This window comes from Bacillus sp. KH172YL63, from assembly GCF_011398925.1.
Lineage (GTDB): Bacteria > Bacillota > Bacilli > Bacillales > Bacillaceae_B > Rossellomorea.
On sequence record NZ_AP022842.1, the window covers coordinates 1,856,948 to 1,872,225 of the forward strand.

Below are 15,278 nucleotides of genomic sequence, written 5' to 3' on the forward strand. Positions count from 1 at the left end.
ATCATCTTCGGCTTTTCACCTCATTATACCATGAAATCATTCGAAAATTCAGTCTGTTATATGGTTGTATTTTCCATTATATTGATATAGGGGGTGGTAGCTGATGATAGAAGGATATGCCACTTTTAAAGGGACAAGGAATATTATCGGGAGAAATGGATTGTCTGGTCGACGAACACCCTATTTTATGGCTGCTCCAATCGGAATCGGTACTCACCTGGGGGAAATGAACGAAACAGATTCAGGGTTATATAGACAGGGAATGGAATATGGACTGATTCATGGTCTTAATTTCATCGATACGGCCATCAATTACCGGGGGATGCGTTCTGAAAGGGACGTAGGGTACGTATTAAACAGTCTTATAGAAGAGAAAGGGTTGCTTCAGCGTGACGAAGTGATTATATCCACAAAAGGCGGATTGATCCCAGGTGATGTTTTACAAAATCTTGTTCCGGCAGCCTATCTACAGCAAGTACTGTTGGAGGGAAATATCCTTTCTGAATCGGATCTGAATGTAGTCGGAAATGTGAAGCATGTCATGTCTCCACGCTACTATCAATTTGCGATAGAACAGAGCAGGCAGCACCTGCAGCTCTCCACCATTGATATTTACTATATTCATAACCCTGAAATCTCGAAAATGATGCTTCCGGAAGAAATATTTTATGGTCAATTGGAAGAGTTATTCGCCATGTTGGAGAATCAGGTGAAACGGGGCAATATTCGTCACTATGGTTTGGCCACATGGAGAGGTCTGATTGCACCCCCTGATGACAAGGGATACATTTCAATCCAAGAAGCCGTGAAGCGGGCTAAATCGGTTGCAGGGGAGGATCATCATTTTCGCTTTCTTCAATTTCCCCTAAACAGTATAAGAAACGAAGCTGTTACTTTTAACAACCAAAAGATGAAAAATAAATGGATGACGGTAGTGGAAGCGGCAAAAGAAGCAGGGTTATACTCTACAACCAGTGCCCCGTTCGAGTTAGGGAAGCTAACCGGTGAAGGTTCCGTCAAACATCTATTGAAAAAGATCATCTCAACCGAAGAGGTGCTTTCAACGATGGTTGGAATGAAGCAAGTGAAACATATAAAAGAAAATCTTGAAGTGTTGAAAGGTATTAATGTTTGAGAGAAAAATAGGATTGCAGAAAAATTGGGGGGAAGTGTAATGAATTCAATTAACGGAAGGGTAGTAGGGTTTGAGTTATCGAGCCAGGAACCGGAAAAGGCCGTTGCTTTTTATTCAAACGTGTTTGGTTGGGATGTGGCACCGCCTCAATGGGACTATTGGAGAGTCAATACCGGTGAAGGAGTAAGCGGGGGAATCAGCAAAGGACCGGGTGACCACCCTCACGGAACGCGTATTCAAATTGAGGTGGATTCAATCGATGAGGCCATCACGGCGGCCATAGACAACGGAGCGATGGTCGTGCGGGAAAAAATGGAGTTTGATCATTTTTACCTAGCGTATCTTGTAGATCCAACAGGAGTGGGATTTGGATTGATTGAGAATAAATGATCGTGGTAAAACAGGGATTGTTGTTACATGGCTTTTATCGGGCGGGATGGAGAAGGAAGTCAACCGTCATTTCTTGCATTCGATATGGGTCAATTTGATGAAGAAATTCAGGAGCTGTGACCGGAGATGTAGCTCAGAAACGCTAATGAATGATCAGGGAGCGAACGTTATGTTTAAAACCGTAATAGGGTTAAGTGAAATAAATGGTGAGCGTGAAAAGAAAGTAAGGACTGCAGTAAGAGCCGTCATTCTCCGGGATGATACAATCCTCCTCATGCATACCAACAGGGGAGACTATAAATTCCCCGGTGGCGGGGTCGAAGCAGGTGAGACGCTTGCAGCGGCGCTGGTAAGGGAAGTGATTGAAGAGACGGGGTATGTACACTGCAGCGTAGGAGAGCCCTTTGGGATGGTCACGCAGAGGCACAGGGATGTATATGACCCGGAAATATTATTCGAAATGAATTCCCATTACTTTCTCTGTCAATTACTGGACAACGAGCGGATACCCCAACAGTTGGAGAAGTATGAAACAGAGCTGAATATGGAGGCGAAATGGGTTCCGGTGGAGGAAGCCATCCGTGCAAATGAAGAGCTGATGAGCGAGTACGATCATAACCAATGGCTCATCCGGGAGAATTTTGTTTTGAGGGAATTACAACAGAAGCAGAAACAAACGTTTTCAAGCTAACAGAACATCCTCATGGTGATTCAGCCTGTTTGTGTCGAATCACCATGAGGATGTTTATGTGTGATGAGGAATCAACAAGTTGGAAGGGGAAATCTGTAAAGAATTCTATTTTTATAAGTCCATCCCGTACTTCTTCAACTCTTCACAATCATGTGGTAGTACCACATACCCTTCGTGCTTCATTCCGAGTTTTTCGAGAAGGTTTGAGGAAGCGGTGTTATCTTTTGTCGTAATCGCAACCAGTCTGTTCAATCCTTTGTCTTTGGAGAATGAGATCACAGCAAGAGCCGCTTCATAGGCAAAACCTTGAGATTGACGGGCTTCCAGGAACGCGAAGCCGATATCGACATCTTCTAGTCCATCCCGCTTGATTAGTCCGCACAGCCCGATGGGAACGTAATCCACTTTTCGTTCCACGAGGAAAAGTCCGAATCCTTCACGCTGGTACATGGCCTTCGGACCATTGAGAATATATTTCTCTGCATCTTCAAGTGTCCTGATGCCTTTATCACCGATATATTTTAGCCAGCCTGGTTCATTTAATAATGTCAGAATAAATCCGGCATCATCCGTTTCGACCCATCTGAGCATGAGTCTTTCCGTTTCTGCAATTTTCATGGTTGCACCCCGTTTCTTTTACCATTTTACCTGTAAAAATGAATTTGCGACAGTATGAATCTTTCAAGTATTTATCCCCCTTCAAGCCCTCTCATCCGTTCTAAGTGGTATAGTAGTTCCATAGATATTGACCAAGAAAGAGGAGTAACCATGTCGAAAACTTTCAAAATTGAAGTGCCAAAGATTCCGTCCGATTTGCCATCTGCTGACCTCAGCGCTGTCAACACTGATGAGGACCCTATCCTGTCAAACGGCAAAATCGAGCAAACACGTATGGAGCACATACACATTGATTCACTGCTTTTAACAAAGATGAGGTTTAAACATGTTTCATTCATCGGTTCTTCCTTCCCGCATATTGATATGACAGATGTCGTATTTGAGAACTGTGACTTTTCAAATGTCACCTTTTCAGAAGGAATCATTCACAGGGTGACATTTGATGGGTGTAAACTGATCGGAGCTGATTTTTCTGAAGCCACTTTGGGGAATGTACGCTTCGTTGGATGTCTGTCAAACATGAGTGATTTTGCAGACGCCCGGTTGAAACAGGTATTATTCAGCGATACATCATTACAGAATGCCAATTTCTCCGGGGTGAAATTGGTGAAGGTCGGGTATGATCAGTGCGATATCCATGACGTTGATTTTACCAGTACAAGTTTAAAGGGGATTGATGTCAGTACGTGTACGTTTTCCCGGATAAATGTATCCCTTGAACATTTACCTGGATGCAGGGTCTCACCTGAGCAGGCGATCGGATTTGCGAAGTTATTAGGTTTGGAAGTGTCAGATTAAACGTAAGATTTCGAAATAGTATGGGAGGGAAAGGCATAAGGATAGTAACGATGGTTTGCCATTATGCTTTTTATTATCATGTTTGTGTGTTAAAAGTGGGAATGAATGAGTTGAATCTTTTCTGCCTTCTCAATTGTATACGAAGTAACATCAGGAAGTGGCACTATTTAATGAAAGGAGTGTTCTAAATGATTGAAGTGTGTAATGTTAGAAAGCGGTATGATGCGATCCAGGCTCTCGGGGGAGTTGAACTGACTGTCCAAAAAGGCAGCTGCTTCGGCCTCGTTGGACCAAATGGGGCAGGAAAGTCGACGTTGATGAAAATCTTATCAGGCATCCTGCAGGATTTTGAAGGAGATATTCTGGTAAACGGGCAGTCGGTGACCGGGAATCGTAAGAAAGTGAAGAAGATGATTGGCTACATACCGCAGGATATTTGTCTGGAAGAAACACTCTCTGCCAAAGATAATCTTCTATACTTTGGGAGGTTGTACGGATTGAAAGGGAAGCTGCTCGATCAACGTGCAGGTGAAGTGTTGGCGCAGATTGGCTTGAAAGACCGGGGCAAGGATAAGGTCAACACTTTTTCCGGTGGGATGAAGAGGAGGTTGAATATTGGGTGCGCGCTGCTTCATGATCCCTCAATCGTCATCATGGATGAACCTACAGTCGGTATTGACCCCCAATCAAGGAATTCAATTTTCTCCATTATCAATCAATTGAAAGCAAAGGGCAGCACGATTATATATTCCAGTCATTATATGGAAGAAGTCGAGCATCTCTGTGACAGCATCGGGCTCATCGATAAAGGGACGCTTGTTGAATGGGGGACGATGAATGACCTGCTTCAAAAATATAATGAGCCTTCTCTATTTATATCAGGTGAGGGGATCGACGAAAACTTGCTTTCCAAGCATGGCCACGTTGAAGCGAAGGGCAGTGGATTTATCGTGGACAGTGAGGAACCATTACAGACACTTCAGGTTCTGATTGAAGAGTTGCGTGCTTTAAAGATTGATCCTAAACGATTGGAATTATACCATCCAAGGCTGGAAGAAGTATTCTTCAACCTGACAGGAACCCAATTAAGAGATTCATAGAAGGGGAGGGAAAAATATGTGGGCCATTGCAAAGACGGAATTGAAAAAGAATTTGCAAGACAAAGGGTTATGGTTTTGGACGTTCATCTTACCCATCGTATTCATTATTGCATTCGTATCGATTTATTCCGGTGATGAAACGACAAGCCACAAGGATGTTGTCACACAGATCATCCCCGGATACACGATTATGTTCACTTTTTATATTATGATTTCCATGGTGATCGGTTTTGTGAAGGATCGGGATCGGGGGATGGTTGCCCGTATCGCCAGCACCCCCCTGCCGCTTGCTGATTATTTCATAGGGAAATGGATACCGTTCTTATTGATTGTGCTGATCCAGATTACAGTGTTGTTCGGATTCGGGGTAATTGTCTACGATCTTCCTTTAGGAGACCCGCTCTCATTGATGATACTGTCACTATCCCTGGCATTTATCGTAACCGGCTGGGGGATGGCGCTGTCTGTTCTTGTGAAAACCGAGAATATGGGCATCGCCATGACACAGATCATCGCTCTCGGCGGAGCCATGCTCGGAGGGTTGTGGATTCCTGTAGAATATATGCCGGACCTCATTCAATCCATCAGCAAACTTCTCCCTCAATACTGGGCGATAGAAGGCTATAAAGAAATCCTTTTAAGAAACGGGACGACCGCCGACATCGGATGGAATATCCTCATTCTACTGGGTGCCGGTATCGGTGGGGCATTGATAGCATATGCGGGGTATCCCCGTTTTCTCCGATTTTCAAAAAGTTGATACGCACACCTGTGCATCAGAAAAGCTCAAAACAGGTAAGGTTTTGAGCTTTTCTTTGTTCATGATTCCTCTTCTATGATCAACGTCTCTTTTATCCGGTCCCTCGCTCCTTTCCTCCATTTCTTCACAGCTGAAACCGATACATTCTCAGCCTCTGCAATCTCAGAGATTGTCAGCATATGCACACATGTATACAGCACCCACTTCTTTTGATTGGCTGTCAGGTCAGCGCAGTAGGATAAGACCAGATCATATGCAAGCTGATCATTTCCACTTTCATCCTCTATCACCTCGAAAAATGACGCTTCTTTAAACATGATTCGTTCTTCATTACGATTCTCAGTTGACAACTGAGACAGAATCCGTCCCCTGATGAAGGAATAGGCATACGAAGGAAACGCACCTTTTTCTGAATCAAAGTTTTCCCTGGCCTCCCATAAAGCAATGAGACCAGTCTGGTAATATTCACTCTTGTTTTTGTAGATATGCAGGGTGTGGATCAATTTATGGATCATCAAGTCGTACTGGGATTTCAGTTCTTCGAAATTATCCATGCCAATTCCTTCTGATTGACGCGCCAACTCATTGTGTTCCCGGGTATTCCTACCGTACAGGGGATTCAGTCAGCGCACAAAGGAGGGAAGGGCATGTTTGATGTATGGAAAGAGCAAAGTAAATATAAGGGAATGATGCTTTTGCATGAATGAAATTGTATGATAAACACAAATGATACAATAATTAATAATGAATGTTTATGAATGTAGTAATTGACAAGGAATGCCCTCTGTAACAAAAAGATTGTTTAACTCATAAACCTTCTGCATCCAGGACATCCGACCATTTCTTTTTCCATGCATCGACTTTGGCTTCGATTTCTTCTTTTGCCAGTTTGGCTTCCTGCTCTTTCTTGTCATACGTCTCATTGATGTATTCATTTCTCACTCGGTGCATTTCCTCTGTTTTTTCTATCAGGATAGTTCGTTGCCCGGAATCGATGATGCGTTTGGCGTATAGCTCATTTACAGCATGCTTGATGCGCTGTTCCTCCCTCAGTGAGGAATAGAATAGAGCATTTTTAATGTTAACAAGCTCTTCGTATTGTTTTGCATAGTCAGGGAGACTCACACCATGTGTGGTCATGATCTGCAATCTGCTTGGCCTCCATTTTTCACTGACAACCTTTTCTAATTCCTGTTTATCTTTTACAGTGTCATATTCACCGCCGCCGGCTTCAGCTATTTCCTTCAGTTGCTGTTGACCTTCATCATCAACATCAAAACCGATGATGTTCACTGTTGCGTCTATTTGGTGATTTCTTAGCTTTGAAACTGCTTTGATTGGATCTCCGTCACACGTTTCAATGCCATCACTTACGATGAACACTTTGTTATGAAATTTCTCTTTTGGGTAGGTTGATAAGATTTCACCGGCTTTATCAATTGCAGCCGAGAGGGGAGTCCAGCCGCTTGCCTGGAATGAATCCATGGCTTTTGAAAAACGTCCGTGATCCAGGGAATCTAAAGGATAAACGGTTTCAATGGCCTTGCAAGATTTTTCTTTGTCTTCTTCACTTCCAGTACCTTTATGACCATATGCAATCAAGGATAAATGTGAGTCTTGATTAAGGTTTTCAGTGAACTTCCTGATGCTTTGTTTTGCCAGTTCCATCTTGATACCGCCGTTTACTTCTTGTTTCATGCTGCCGCTTGAATCAAGGAGAATCACAATGTTCGTTTTCATATTTCTCTCTGCCAGGACTTCTTCCTTACTTTCCGGCAATTCGGGCATTTCGTATCCGTGGTCAAATGACAATAGTTTGTCATTATATTCGGCATATTGACCAGAAGCCAACTGATAGACAAGGTAGTCATAGATTTCATCATTGCTTAAGTCTGGGTGTTCCTTAAAGAATCTTGCCAGTTCTTTTTCAATAATAGGATAAAATGTTTCATCCATATATGTACGATAGCGGTCAATATGAAAGCCATTGATGACTTCCAGTTCAGGATCTAAATGTTTGTTCACGAGATTTCCGGGTTTTTGATCAAGCATGCCTTCCAAGGTTTCAGGTGCTGCAGGAATCGCTTGCTCCTGATGATTGACCTTTGGTTCAGCATCAACCCTTTTCTCCGTGGAAGAAGAGGGGTCAGGTGAACAGCCGTTGAGGACAAAGAATGCTAATGTAAACAGTAGGGGAAAGTATAAAATTTTTTTCAATTTCGAATGCCTCCTTATGTAAATGGGTTATCATCGTTTACAATATTTTCAAAACCACATCTTCCGTTTACCCAAAAACAGGAAGGAATTAACCCTCGTTCAGAAGATAGAATGATGATGGATTTTTTTCTAAGATCCGTTACTATACATAAAAAAGATAGGGGAATAACATGAAAAAATCAATGAAATGGTCAGCTGTCGGGATATGTGTGTTGATTTTACTGGCAGCGGGCACTTATAAATGGATGAATGCAAGGACCTTCCAATTGTTCGGTTCTTTAACTGCTGAAGTTGAAACCAATGAAAAAATAATAGCCATCACGTTTGATGATGGACCTACCGAAAATACTGATGAAATCATAGCAACTTTGAATGATTATGGAGCTCAGGCGACATTCTTTCTCGTCGGGAATGAAATTGAAAAACATCCTGATGAAATGAAAAAACTGATAGAGGCCGGGCATCAGATTGGAAATCACTCTTATTCACATGAACGGATGATCTTTAAATCCAGCCATATTTACAGGAAAGAAATTGAAAGGACAGATGAATTGATCAAGAAAGCGGGGTATCAAGGTGAAATCCATTTCCGTCCTCCTTTTGGGAAAAAGCTCATCGGTCTACCATGGGCGCTCCATATGCAGGGGAAAAGGACCATCATGTGGAGCATCGAACCTGATAGCGTATCATCCGATACCGACGAGAAGGTTTCAATTGTAAAACAAAAAGCGAAGCCGGGCTCCATCCTGCTATTACATCCCATGTATGATAAAAGCGGCCAAGAAATAAAAGTGCTGGACGAAATCCTATCAGCCCTATCCAAAGAAGGCTACACATTCGTAACAGTGAACGAGCTTCTGCAAAGGGCAGGAGAAAATTAGTGAGGGACGGACCTCTTCCCTTCCTGGAGATTGATATGCACATGGTCAAAATTTGATTTTAATAGAGGTATCCATCCTAAAAGTGTTGAATATTACCAATTGGTAGATACAGAGAATTGGAGGTTGAAAGATGAAAAGCCCAATACGAAATAAGATAAGTGGTGTTTTTATCCCGGTTCATGATATCTCAATGGCAAAAGAATGGTACAGCAACATGTTGGGGCTACCTGGTGGAGAGGAGCACTTCGATCATCTATTTGTTGCGGATATGGAAGGGACGGGGATGATCCTAGATACAATGCCGATGTGGAGAGATGAAAATGGACGTCTTCCAAGGCTCAATTTCCCAGCCGTCCAATTTGCTACTGACGATATCCATGCCGCCTATCAATTCATGAAGGAACACGGAGTAGAATTAGAAACAGAAATTGTGAATGATCAATTCTTTGTCTTTAAAGATCCTGACGGGAATATGTTGATGGTTTGTCAGTGATCAATCGTGGGAAATCGGCGATTACACTGCGAAGACCTAAAGAGGTGAAGTTGTAAAAGAAAGAGAAGGAGTACGATACGATGTCAATCAGAAATTCAGCAAAAGCCATCATCATCAAAGGAGATAAACTGCTGCTAACAAAAAACAGGGATGAGGAGGGGGATTTCTACCTTTTCCCGGGTGGCGGACAGGAACATGGGGAAACGCTCCATGATGCCTTGATTAGGGAATGCATGGAAGAAACCGGGTGCACGGTGGAAGTCGGGGAACTGATTCATATCCGGGAATACATAGGGAAAAACCATGAGCATGCTTCGTTTGATTCCGGGCTCCATCAGATGGAGTTTTACTTCCGGACAACTATTACGGGAGAACAGGACACCCCTCAACCACCTAGCATCCCTGATAGCCATCAGGTCGGAACGGAATGGCTTGATCTGCAGAGTCTTGTGCAATTCAGGATCTATCCTAAAAAAATTATTCCGCATCTCATAGGAAAAGATGCGCCGGTGTATTTGGGGGATATGAACTAAATGCTGCAGGAACCGCTCTGTCAGTAGTGAATCACTGGACAGAGCAGGATGTGCTACCGGAGGATCCACTCTCCAGTAGGGACGGTATCAGCAAACCAGCGGAGCACTTCATTGTGGTGGGAAATGATCTGTTCGGCGGAAATGCCTTGTTTATCAAACGTTGAGTGGGCATCGGAAAGCAAAGTAACTTTGTAATCCAAGCTGAAAGCCGCCCTGCACGTTGTATCAACACAGGCTTCAGTCTGAATCCCTGCCACAATCAGATGCTCGATCTGCTTCTCTTTCAACACCTGATGAAGCCCTGTCCGGTAAAAGCTGTCGGGCGTCTTCTTCTCTACCACAAGAGCACCGGTACCCGGTGCGATCCTTTCATGAAACCGCCATCCCTCTGTGCCTTTCTCCAGTGGGCTTCCTTTCTTTCCATTATGCCTGATGTAAATGATCGGAATTTCATTTGTCTTCGCATACTTAACTGCTCCATTAATATGTTGCAACAGGACTTCACCCCCGTGGACGGGAGAGGCGGAGGAGAACATGCCATTCTGAACGTCAATCACCAACAATGCTTCTTTCATTGACCATTCCCCCTTAATGTTCCATTCCACTAGGAGGCTTCGGTCTTCTGACTAATTCCCCGCTGCAGTTTGGACAGATGAAGTCATATTTCTCCGTGCATTTTTCACAAAAACTGCATTCATGAACGCAAATATACGCATCTTCATGCAAGGATTTATAGCATGCCTCACAGTTTGTTTTCATTTCCAGTCCCATATGTATCTCCCTTTCTTTCACACTATTTCCATTATATTCTAACATAAGTTAAGATAGTGAAAGAGAAGAAATGTGATAACCAAAGGAGGAAACCTGATGACATCCACATATGCAACATGGGGGAAATCGAGGGTGAAACTGACTTGGGAGCAGGGTCCTCACCTCCCCGACGTTAACAGGATCACCAGCGTGCACGGCTTCTGTTTCCATAAGGGGAAGATCCTGCTTGTGAATCTGCACAAAAGAGGATGGGATTTTCCCGGAGGACATATAGAAACCGGTGAATCCCCGAAAGACTGCTTAAACAGGGAGGCAATGGAGGAGGGGTATGTTTCAGGACCTTCAAATCTACTGGGGACTATTACAGTGGATCATCACGACAATCCTTACTGGAATGAAGAGAGTCCGTATCCCAAAGTGGGCTATCAGGTATTTTATAAAATGGAAGTTGAGACCATCCATCTATTTGGAGCCCAGTATGAATCAGACAGCAGGTGCTGGATTGAACCCGGAAGTATAGGGGATTATTATCCATCATGGAACGGACTGTATCAGGAAATTCTGTCGCTGGCGTGCAAAGGAGGGGATTCTTTATGATCAAGGCGGCGATATTTGATCTGGACGGGACGCTGTTAAACCGGGACGAATCAGTGAAGACATTTATTTCAGCGCAACATAAGAGATTGAAGGATCAGTTGGGGCATATTCCTGAAAGCTCTTACAGGGAAAGATTTATCCAATTAGATCAGCGGGGATATGTATGGAAAGACAAAGTTTATCGGCAGCTTATCGAAGAATTCAATATTCCCGATGTAACATGGGAGAACATGCTTGAAGATTATCTTAAGGAATTCAAGCACAGCTGCGTTCCTTTCCCCAACATGCATCAAATGCTGAATGAACTGAAGGGGGCTAACCTGAAGCTCGGGATGATCACCAATGGATTCGGACAATTTCAAATGGATAATATAGTCGCCCTTGAGCTTCATACATATTTTGATGAAATTCTTATTTCAGAATGGGAAGGGCTGAGAAAGCCTGACCCAGCCATTTTTGAAAAAATGGTGGACCGGCTGAACGTTGAGCCCGGCGAGTGTATCTTTCTCGGTGATCATCCGCATAACGATGTAGAAGGAGCCCAGCAGGCAGGTATGAAAGGCCTGTGGAAAAAGGACCACGGTTGGAAGCAACCGGCCAATGCCGATGCAGTGATCGATGATTTACTTGAATTGCCCGGCTATATCAAATCTCTGAAATAGGCAGTAAACAGGAATATTGACTAAAGGAAGTGTTCAAGTGGCTAATCCAACTGTTCAACTCGTTCCATACGATCCCAAATGGCAAACCCAATATCATCAGGAAAAAAACAATATTGTGAGCGCACTGGGTCGCTCCCTCAAAGGAATTGAACACATCGGAAGCACGTCTGTGGAAGGGATGGACGCCAAGCCCATCATAGATATCATGGTAGGTGTGAAGAATCTCGGCGAAGTGGATTCCTTGATCGAACCTTTGGGAAATATTGAATACACGTATATACATAAGCCGGAGTTAATCAATCGCAGATTTTTCCGAAAAGGCGGGTGGCGATCAGGCACATGTCACCTGCATATATGTCAGTTCGGAGGGAGTGAGTGGCACGAAAAGCTTCTGTTTCGTGATTACTTAAGGGAATTTCCTGAGTCTGCAGAACAATATGCCAGGTTGAAAAGAAACTTGGCAACATTGTACCAATTCGACCGTCCCCGCTATACGAAGGAAAAAGAACCTTTCATCATGGAAACGCTCCATCGGGCGATGAATAAATGAATCGGATAAGAACAGGATGGAGAACAGTATGAATGTAGAAAAGCTTGAGTCCATACCCCCGCAACAATTGAAAATATTTTTCGAAACACATTGGGGGAGTCCTGTGATTGTCGTGTCAACGGGAACCTATGACTGCACGACACTGTCAGGGTTCGCCGTCCTCGACGAACATTCGGCGATCATCGGCTTGGTCACATATGCTCTGAAACGTGACGAATGTGAAATCATCTCATTAGACAGCCTTCAAGAAGGAAAGGGAATAGGCACATCATTGATCAGAAAGGTGGAAAGTCTCGCTTACACACAACAGTGTAAAAGGCTGAAGCTCATCACAACAAACGATAATTTACATCCGCTGGGATTTTATCAGAAGCGTGGTTTCAGACTTGCCGGGGTATATGTGGGTGCTGTTGAGAAAGCGAGAAAGATCAAGCCTAAAATCCCATTGAAAGGTTTTGGCGGCATTCCGATACGGGATGAAATCGTGCTGGTGAAGGATCTCGTGTGAAGTACCCTACTCTGCAGTGTTTCTTATGATTTTAGAAATTTATTCCCTTACCACAATGACTTCAGAATAATGAACCAATTTACAGTTATTCAGTATATCAGACGTAATCTCAATAAACCCACTTTCGTAAATCCAAAACACAACGTATTCTTCTTCATCGTATAGGACTTTATCACCTAAATGATATTCCATAATATTACCTCGCTCATTAAAAGTTGGGTATATAATACCATTCAATGGGAAATGATGAATATCCGTCGAGCTATGAAAATATTGAGATTTCTACTTGAAAGAGAGAGAATGCGCTACCATTTGTATGATAATATTCTTATAGGCATTTTTGCATATATTGGATGAGTGGGTTTATCCCTCCCCTCTATGAAAAGATTCGTTTTTTTAGTATAATAGACACCTTGTTACTACATATACAACAATATGTGAGAGAAATGAATCATCAGGAGGGTCCAACTTGTTTGAACTTAGTGACTTATTTACAGAACCAGTCAAGACAGTTGCGATCAACATTGCAATTGTTTCACTGGCTACGCTTTCTTTGACCACATTCATTTATACAGTGCTTAAATTTATTAAGCTGCCGGAAAAGGTAATCGAGAATATGATTGGTTTCATCGTGGTGGGCGTCGGAATCAGTACTGTATATTATTCATTAAAATGGGATTTATTCTTAGCGCTATAACAATAAGAAGAAAGTTTGTAAAGCATCTTAACAGGTGCTTTTTTTTATTGTCAGCCAAAAGTCTTAATATGTCTCAGCCGGGTGGTTCATGACCGGCTATTTGGAAAAAGGTACACTTTCATTAGAAAAGGATGAATATCCTCTTGCTAATATGTAGAAATTTCTTTATATTTAGTGAATACCATTTTGCCAATTGTTGGAGGGATCAGCATATGAGTGACCTGATGAAACTTTGTAACTCCATTAATCAATGTTTAGTGAGGCCAGGTTCCCGTCGTGATGAATTACATATAGGGGAAATTGTTTACATATTACGGGTGAAGTCCCGGTTGACGCAGGAGGATCTTGCCCAGAAAGCAAAAGTATGTGCCCAAACAGTGAAAAGACTTGAAGGTGGAAAAGGGAAAGTAAGTGATTTCACATGTCGTGCCATATTTAAGGCGCTCGGGGTACACATCACTTTACTGACAAAACTGCTGGATGACTGAAGAGCATGTCTGATAGACAGAGAGGGGGAAATGTATGAGATTCAGAGATTTTCATAAAAATATTAAAATACGGATCATTGAAACATTCATGAGCAGATTTATCGGAAGCATGATTTTTCCGTTCATGTCGATCTATTTAGCGGTTCATTTTGGGGCGAAGGTGGCGGGGCTGCTTTTATTGATCAATGTATTTGTCGGGATCGGGATAAACTTTCTGGGAGGGTATTTCGCCGATCAATTTGGCCGCAAAAAAATCATGCTATTTGCAGAAACGCTCCGGTTTCTAGCATTCGTCACGATGATGATCTGTAACTCGCCGTGGTTTCAATCAGCTTCGATTACGTTTGCCATGATGACGATCAACAGTATATGCTGGGGCCTTGCAGGACCTGCAAATCAGGCGATGATGATTGATGTGAGCAGCCCACCTGAAAGAAAACTGATGTACTCAATCATGTATTGGGCAAACAATCTTTCCATTGCCATCGGAGGGATCATCGGTGCCTTCCTCTTCAAGGACTATCTGTTCGAGCTGTTCCTTGCACTGAGCATCGCATCTGGAGTGACAGCCACACTGGTAGCTTTCTTCATAGATGAAAGCTATGCACCGGATAAAAAAGAATTGTCTCCTGCACAACATGTCGCGCAGCTGCTATCCAACTACGGAAAAGTGATGCACGACAAATTATTCGTCTTCTTTACCATTGCCGGTGTATTGATCCTTTCCATGGAATTTCAATTAACCAATTACATCGGTATCCGGCTCAGCGAGGATTTGCCATCACAGCAGTTCCTGATGTGGACAATTGACGGCGTACAGACAATGGGGATATTAAGAAGTGAAAATACGATATTAGTCGTGATCCTCATGCTGTTCATCACAAGGATCCCCCATTCATTGCAAGACAAAACCATCCTGGTGTGGAGCTGTTTCTTCTTTACGCTGGGGTATGCGACACTCGCCTACTCAAATCATTTATTCATCCTGGTTATGATGATGGCGCTCCTCACCGTTGCAGAAGTTTTCCGCGTACCGGTCGAGCAGTCATATATGGCGGCGATCCCACCCGATGATGCGCGAAGTTCTTATATGGCATTCAATGGATTGAAATTCAACCTTTCCATGCTGATCGCCTCCCTTACAGTCACCTTGGGAGCCATTCTCCCTACAGGCGTCATGGCCGTCATGATCCTCTCCATCGGACTTGCCGGAACACTGATCCTGAAAATGATCGCCCCGGAACTCGACATCCGGAAAGAAGGAGCCGAATTGAAAGCGCATATGAAAGCAGTATAACGAGCGGGCAGCCTTTCTGTTGGAAGGCTGCCTTGTTTATTTTGCAAAATGCTTTGAATTTGAAAGTTGGAAGATTAAGTCTATATAATTGT

General features: G+C 43.2%; 21 protein-coding genes. 16 read left to right on the forward strand and 5 right to left on the reverse strand.

The window, feature by feature from the left end; all coding sequences use genetic code 11:
• Window positions 1–103 precede the first annotated feature (103 nt).
• From KH172YL63_RS09210 to KH172YL63_RS09220, 3 genes are all read left to right on the forward strand, one after another.
• Window positions 104–1,135, forward strand: a complete 1,032-nt coding sequence (locus KH172YL63_RS09210) for an aldo/keto reductase (RefSeq protein ID WP_173105823.1) — start codon at window positions 104–106, stop codon at window positions 1,133–1,135.
• Between the two features lie 39 nt (window positions 1,136–1,174).
• On the forward strand, window positions 1,175–1,525 hold the full coding sequence (locus KH172YL63_RS09215; RefSeq protein ID WP_173105824.1) for a VOC family protein: 351 nt from the start codon (window positions 1,175–1,177) through the stop codon (window positions 1,523–1,525).
• A gap of 169 nt (window positions 1,526–1,694) precedes the next feature.
• Window positions 1,695–2,216: an NUDIX domain-containing protein gene (locus KH172YL63_RS09220; RefSeq protein ID WP_232066161.1), complete on the forward strand. Its 522-nt coding sequence runs from the start codon at window positions 1,695–1,697 to the stop codon at window positions 2,214–2,216.
• A gap of 111 nt (window positions 2,217–2,327) precedes the next feature.
• Here the strand turns inward: KH172YL63_RS09220 and KH172YL63_RS09225 are convergent, their stop codons facing one another.
• Window positions 2,328–2,834, reverse strand: a complete 507-nt coding sequence (locus KH172YL63_RS09225) for a GNAT family N-acetyltransferase (protein WP_173105825.1) — start codon at window positions 2,832–2,834, stop codon at window positions 2,328–2,330.
• A gap of 150 nt (window positions 2,835–2,984) precedes the next feature.
• On the opposite strand from KH172YL63_RS09225, the gene KH172YL63_RS09230 reads away from it, so the two are divergent.
• The 3 genes from KH172YL63_RS09230 (at window position 2,985) to KH172YL63_RS09240 (ending at window position 5,492) form a co-directional block, all read left to right on the forward strand.
• The gene (locus tag KH172YL63_RS09230) at window positions 2,985–3,632 is read left to right on the forward strand and encodes a pentapeptide repeat-containing protein (RefSeq protein ID WP_173105826.1); all 648 of its coding nucleotides are present in this window, start codon (window positions 2,985–2,987) and stop codon (window positions 3,630–3,632) included.
• Window positions 3,633–3,820: 188 nt separating this feature from the next.
• Window positions 3,821–4,732, forward strand: coding sequence for an ABC transporter ATP-binding protein (locus KH172YL63_RS09235; protein WP_173105827.1), 912 nt, complete (start codon window positions 3,821–3,823; stop codon window positions 4,730–4,732).
• 16 nt (window positions 4,733–4,748) lie between these two features.
• Window positions 4,749–5,492: an ABC transporter permease gene (locus KH172YL63_RS09240; RefSeq protein ID WP_173105828.1), complete on the forward strand. Its 744-nt coding sequence runs from the start codon at window positions 4,749–4,751 to the stop codon at window positions 5,490–5,492.
• 59 nt (window positions 5,493–5,551) lie between these two features.
• Here KH172YL63_RS09240 and KH172YL63_RS09245 read toward each other — a convergent pair whose 3' ends face one another.
• Both KH172YL63_RS09245 and KH172YL63_RS09250 read right to left on the reverse strand, forming a co-directional pair.
• Window positions 5,552–6,046, reverse strand: a complete 495-nt coding sequence (locus KH172YL63_RS09245; RefSeq protein ID WP_173105829.1) for a sigma-70 family RNA polymerase sigma factor — start codon at window positions 6,044–6,046, stop codon at window positions 5,552–5,554.
• Window positions 6,047–6,299: 253 nt separating this feature from the next.
• Window positions 6,300–7,709: a vWA domain-containing protein gene (locus tag KH172YL63_RS09250; RefSeq protein WP_173105830.1), complete on the reverse strand. Its 1,410-nt coding sequence runs from the start codon at window positions 7,707–7,709 to the stop codon at window positions 6,300–6,302.
• A 170-nt stretch (window positions 7,710–7,879) separates the two neighbouring features.
• Here KH172YL63_RS09250 and KH172YL63_RS09255 point away from each other — a divergent pair, with 170 nt between their 5' ends.
• The 3 genes from KH172YL63_RS09255 (at window position 7,880) to KH172YL63_RS09265 (ending at window position 9,616) form a co-directional block, all read left to right on the forward strand.
• Window positions 7,880–8,590 (forward strand): polysaccharide deacetylase family protein, encoded by a 711-nt coding sequence (locus KH172YL63_RS09255; protein WP_173105831.1) that lies wholly within the window; start codon window positions 7,880–7,882, stop codon window positions 8,588–8,590.
• 130 nt (window positions 8,591–8,720) lie between these two features.
• On the forward strand, window positions 8,721–9,083 hold the full coding sequence (locus KH172YL63_RS09260) for a VOC family protein (RefSeq protein WP_173105832.1): 363 nt from the start codon (window positions 8,721–8,723) through the stop codon (window positions 9,081–9,083).
• 80 nt (window positions 9,084–9,163) lie between these two features.
• Window positions 9,164–9,616 (forward strand): NUDIX domain-containing protein, encoded by a 453-nt coding sequence (locus KH172YL63_RS09265; RefSeq protein WP_173105833.1) that lies wholly within the window; start codon window positions 9,164–9,166, stop codon window positions 9,614–9,616.
• 53 nt (window positions 9,617–9,669) lie between these two features.
• Here the strand turns inward: KH172YL63_RS09265 and KH172YL63_RS09270 are convergent, their stop codons facing one another.
• A complete protein-coding gene (locus KH172YL63_RS09270) occupies window positions 9,670–10,191 on the reverse strand; it encodes a cysteine hydrolase family protein (RefSeq protein WP_173105834.1) in 522 nt (173 codons plus the stop codon).
• Between the two features lie 13 nt (window positions 10,192–10,204).
• Entirely contained in the window at window positions 10,205–10,387 is a 183-nt protein-coding gene (locus KH172YL63_RS09275; RefSeq protein ID WP_173105835.1) for a DUF1272 domain-containing protein, read from the reverse strand.
• 96 nt (window positions 10,388–10,483) lie between these two features.
• Between KH172YL63_RS09275 and KH172YL63_RS09280 the strand changes: the two genes are divergently transcribed.
• The 7 genes from KH172YL63_RS09280 to KH172YL63_RS09310 all read left to right on the forward strand — a co-directional run bounded on the left by KH172YL63_RS09280 (window position 10,484) and on the right by KH172YL63_RS09310 (window position 15,186).
• Window positions 10,484–10,984, forward strand: coding sequence for an NUDIX hydrolase (locus KH172YL63_RS09280; protein WP_173105836.1), 501 nt, complete (start codon window positions 10,484–10,486; stop codon window positions 10,982–10,984).
• Complete coding sequence (locus tag KH172YL63_RS09285; RefSeq protein ID WP_173105837.1) at window positions 10,981–11,646, forward strand: HAD family hydrolase; 666 nt, start codon at window positions 10,981–10,983, stop codon at window positions 11,644–11,646. The genes KH172YL63_RS09280 and KH172YL63_RS09285 overlap by 4 nt, the downstream gene beginning before the upstream one ends.
• Window positions 11,647–11,683: 37 nt before the next feature.
• Entirely contained in the window at window positions 11,684–12,196 is a 513-nt protein-coding gene (locus KH172YL63_RS09290) for a GrpB family protein (RefSeq protein ID WP_173105838.1), read from the forward strand.
• A gap of 28 nt (window positions 12,197–12,224) precedes the next feature.
• The gene (locus tag KH172YL63_RS09295) at window positions 12,225–12,704 is read left to right on the forward strand and encodes a GNAT family N-acetyltransferase (protein WP_173105839.1); all 480 of its coding nucleotides are present in this window, start codon (window positions 12,225–12,227) and stop codon (window positions 12,702–12,704) included.
• A 469-nt stretch (window positions 12,705–13,173) separates the two neighbouring features.
• A complete protein-coding gene (locus KH172YL63_RS09300; protein ID WP_173105840.1) occupies window positions 13,174–13,401 on the forward strand; it encodes a hypothetical protein in 228 nt (75 codons plus the stop codon).
• Between the two features lie 212 nt (window positions 13,402–13,613).
• A complete protein-coding gene (locus KH172YL63_RS09305) occupies window positions 13,614–13,889 on the forward strand; it encodes a helix-turn-helix domain-containing protein (RefSeq protein WP_173105841.1) in 276 nt (91 codons plus the stop codon).
• A 34-nt stretch (window positions 13,890–13,923) separates the two neighbouring features.
• Window positions 13,924–15,186 (forward strand): MDR family MFS transporter, encoded by a 1,263-nt coding sequence (locus tag KH172YL63_RS09310; protein WP_173105842.1) that lies wholly within the window; start codon window positions 13,924–13,926, stop codon window positions 15,184–15,186.
• The last annotated feature ends 92 nt before the right edge of the window (window positions 15,187–15,278 follow it).

Bases quoted from the DNA above. Each gene is read 5' to 3' on its own strand.
- KH172YL63_RS09210 (WP_173105823.1), top strand. From the start codon at position 104: ATGATAGAAGGATATGCCACTTTTAAAGGGACAAGGAATATTATCGGG.
- KH172YL63_RS09215 (WP_173105824.1), top strand. From the start codon at position 1,175: ATGAATTCAATTAACGGAAGGGTAGTAGGGTTTGAGTTATCGAGCCAG.
- KH172YL63_RS09220 (WP_232066161.1), top strand. From the start codon at position 1,695: ATGTTTAAAACCGTAATAGGGTTAAGTGAAATAAATGGTGAGCGTGAA.
- KH172YL63_RS09225 (WP_173105825.1), bottom strand. From the start codon at position 2,834: ATGAAAATTGCAGAAACGGAAAGACTCATGCTCAGATGGGTCGAAACG.
- KH172YL63_RS09230 (WP_173105826.1), top strand. From the start codon at position 2,985: ATGTCGAAAACTTTCAAAATTGAAGTGCCAAAGATTCCGTCCGATTTG.
- KH172YL63_RS09235 (WP_173105827.1), top strand. From the start codon at position 3,821: ATGATTGAAGTGTGTAATGTTAGAAAGCGGTATGATGCGATCCAGGCT.
- KH172YL63_RS09240 (WP_173105828.1), top strand. From the start codon at position 4,749: ATGTGGGCCATTGCAAAGACGGAATTGAAAAAGAATTTGCAAGACAAA.
- KH172YL63_RS09245 (WP_173105829.1), bottom strand. From the start codon at position 6,046: ATGGATAATTTCGAAGAACTGAAATCCCAGTACGACTTGATGATCCAT.
- KH172YL63_RS09255 (WP_173105831.1), top strand. From the start codon at position 7,880: ATGAAAAAATCAATGAAATGGTCAGCTGTCGGGATATGTGTGTTGATT.
- KH172YL63_RS09260 (WP_173105832.1), top strand. From the start codon at position 8,721: ATGAAAAGCCCAATACGAAATAAGATAAGTGGTGTTTTTATCCCGGTT.
- KH172YL63_RS09265 (WP_173105833.1), top strand. From the start codon at position 9,164: ATGTCAATCAGAAATTCAGCAAAAGCCATCATCATCAAAGGAGATAAA.
- KH172YL63_RS09270 (WP_173105834.1), bottom strand. From the start codon at position 10,191: ATGAAAGAAGCATTGTTGGTGATTGACGTTCAGAATGGCATGTTCTCC.
- KH172YL63_RS09275 (WP_173105835.1), bottom strand. From the start codon at position 10,387: ATGGGACTGGAAATGAAAACAAACTGTGAGGCATGCTATAAATCCTTG.
- KH172YL63_RS09280 (WP_173105836.1), top strand. From the start codon at position 10,484: ATGACATCCACATATGCAACATGGGGGAAATCGAGGGTGAAACTGACT.
- KH172YL63_RS09285 (WP_173105837.1), top strand. From the start codon at position 10,981: ATGATCAAGGCGGCGATATTTGATCTGGACGGGACGCTGTTAAACCGG.
- KH172YL63_RS09295 (WP_173105839.1), top strand. From the start codon at position 12,225: ATGAATGTAGAAAAGCTTGAGTCCATACCCCCGCAACAATTGAAAATA.
- KH172YL63_RS09305 (WP_173105841.1), top strand. From the start codon at position 13,614: ATGAGTGACCTGATGAAACTTTGTAACTCCATTAATCAATGTTTAGTG.
- KH172YL63_RS09310 (WP_173105842.1), top strand. From the start codon at position 13,924: ATGAGATTCAGAGATTTTCATAAAAATATTAAAATACGGATCATTGAA.